The organism is Pseudogemmobacter faecipullorum, from assembly GCF_020539525.1.
Classification (GTDB): Bacteria; Pseudomonadota; Alphaproteobacteria; order Rhodobacterales; family Rhodobacteraceae; genus Pseudogemmobacter; species Pseudogemmobacter faecipullorum.
On sequence record NZ_JACDXX010000065.1, the window covers coordinates 1 to 2,048 of the forward strand.

Genomic DNA, 2,048 nt, shown 5'->3' on the forward strand with positions numbered 1-2,048 from the left:
CCTCTTCCATGACCAGACCAGACGAAACAGACCGACGTATTCTGCGCGCATTGCAGAAAGATGGTCGGATGCAGAAGGTCGAACTGGCAGTCCAGGTCGGGCTTTCGCCCTCGCCCTGTCTGCGGCGCGCCAAGGCGCTAGAAGAAGCTGGTGTCATTCAGCGCTACGTCGCGGTACTTGACCCGGCGGAAATCGGGATGGGCATGACGGTCTTCGCCCGTGTCTGGCTGACCGGGCAGGATGTCGAAACCGTCAACCACTTCAGCAATGCCGTCAGCGCCCTGCCGCAAATTGTCGAGTGCCACCTGATGGCGGGCGATTGCGACTTTCTGCTGCGCGTTGTGGCCCGCGATCTCGATGACTATCGGCAGTTCCAGATCGATCATCTGACCCGGATCAAGGGTGTTCAGAATGTAAAATCTGACATCCTTATGCAAAAGATCTAGCTCACCTCTGAACTGCCGCTCTGACGCGGTCATAGACTCCTCGCTTTATAGTGTGCGGCAGGGCGGCAGTGTCGCATGGACAAGGTGGCAGTGGAAAACTACCATGATGGCATGTGATGAGCCGCTGTGTCGGCTCGTTGACCATAGCAAACCAAGGCGTGCATGGGCTGCTGCGTCCAATCCGCCCGTGTCAGCTCGTGGCCGCTGTGCCCTCGATGAGGTTCAGGAATGCCGACCTGATTTCCTCTGGCAGCGCAAAATATGCCTTAAGAAGTCTATGACGCTCGCCGAGCCGTTGCAGGGGCACAAATCTTGATAGCTCTCCTTGGCCGTCGGGCGAGGTTAGCACCTCCAAGATCGTTTGCGGGTCTACTTCGAGCGCATTGGCGATCCTTACCAGTCGGTGAATTGTGAGGCTGTTTCTGCCAGCTTCGTGTTTCTGGAGTTGTTGATAGCTGATACCGATTTCCGAGGCGACATCTGCCAGTGACAGGCCGCGTCTTGTCCGCAGCGCCTTCAGCCTGTCCCCGAGTTGCCTGTCAAAACCATCCAGATCGCCGTCCAACTCGGCCCACCCTATACGAGACAGAAGCGAATGCTGCGGTACGCCCCCGCAATCGCTTCCTGACCCATGATCGGGGAGTTGGAAAACCGAACCTGTCCGGTCCCTATGACCTTTAGCACCGGAGCGCCTGGACATACGTCACAGGCTCCCCGACCGCATGGTCAAGGAATCGGCGCCGTTTCGGCCGACGCCAATACCGACAGGTTCAGAGGTTTCCACGCCCCAGGGACGACGCGTGGCGTCCCCAAGGGCAGTGTATCGGTTTCAGGGGGTTAGGAGCAAGATGGTGCGTTGCTCGGTTCCATAGCGCTCTGGTCAGGCGCCAGGGCCTTCGGTCGCGGGGGCAACTGGCGCATCAGGCCCGAGCGCCTCGCGCAGTTTTCGACCTGCAAGGTTCCAGTCGTGCCTGGGTTCATCCCAGTTTTGGGTCGAGGTGAGCTGTCGGTCCAGGTAGTCGCGAAACTCTTGTTCGCCGCCCCGCAACTTGAATGTGTAGAGCCGATTGACGATTTCGCGCATCAAGTCGCGCATTTCGTCATCGCTGATCCTGGAAACCTCCGACCATGGGATTTGTCGGCCGTTGGCGTCCGTCACGAGCACATCAGAATAGTCCCCTGTATGGCTGACCACTCCCGGGCCTGCATGCAGGGTTTCAAGACACGTATTCCGAACACAGATCAGCGTCATCGCCTTGGACATGACAGAGGCAATCTTGCGCACAAGGTCGTTGGTCATGGCTTCCTCGTCTCGCAATGCGAGCGAGGGCCTGTCGTTCCCCGCCCTGTTGATCAGATAGCGAAATCTTCGAGCGATTTTCCGGAGGCCAGCGCGTCACCGATCCAGCCGGGTTTGCGTCCCCGCCCGGACCAGGTCAGTTCCGGGTTTTCTGGATGACGATATTTCGCTACCGAGGGAGAGCGTTTGCGCGCGGTTGCCGCATCGGCAAGTTCCTCGAACGAATAACCGAGTTCGCGGGCCAACTCATCGACCCTGGCGCGGGCCTCGGCTTTGCGGCGATCTTCAAAGGAGGTGATCGC

The 2,048-nt window shown here is 58.9% G+C and carries 4 protein-coding genes; 1 reads left to right on the forward strand and 3 read right to left on the reverse strand.

Annotated features, from left to right (window positions below):
- Positions 1 to 446 (forward strand): Lrp/AsnC family transcriptional regulator (locus H0485_RS21125; protein WP_255613895.1); only part of this gene is annotated, 446 nt, incomplete at its 5' end.
- Between the two features lie 190 nt (positions 447 to 636).
- Here the strand turns inward: H0485_RS21125 and H0485_RS21130 are convergent.
- The 3 genes from H0485_RS21130 to H0485_RS21140 form a co-directional block, all read right to left on the reverse strand.
- The gene (locus H0485_RS21130; RefSeq protein ID WP_179285872.1) at positions 637 to 1,011 is read right to left on the reverse strand and encodes a helix-turn-helix domain-containing protein; all 375 of its coding nucleotides are present in this window, start codon (positions 1,009 to 1,011) and stop codon (positions 637 to 639) included.
- Positions 1,012 to 1,326: 315 nt separating this feature from the next.
- Positions 1,327 to 1,746 (reverse strand): hypothetical protein, encoded by a 420-nt coding sequence (locus tag H0485_RS21135; protein WP_226937856.1) that lies wholly within the window; start codon positions 1,744 to 1,746, stop codon positions 1,327 to 1,329.
- A 53-nt stretch (positions 1,747 to 1,799) separates the two neighbouring features.
- A partial coding sequence (locus tag H0485_RS21140; protein WP_226937857.1) for an H-NS histone family protein occupies positions 1,800 to 2,048 on the reverse strand: 249 nt, incomplete at its 5' end.

Bases quoted from the DNA above. Each gene is read 5' to 3' on its own strand.
- H0485_RS21135 (WP_226937856.1), bottom strand. From the start codon at position 1,746: ATGACCAACGACCTTGTGCGCAAGATTGCCTCTGTCATGTCCAAGGCG.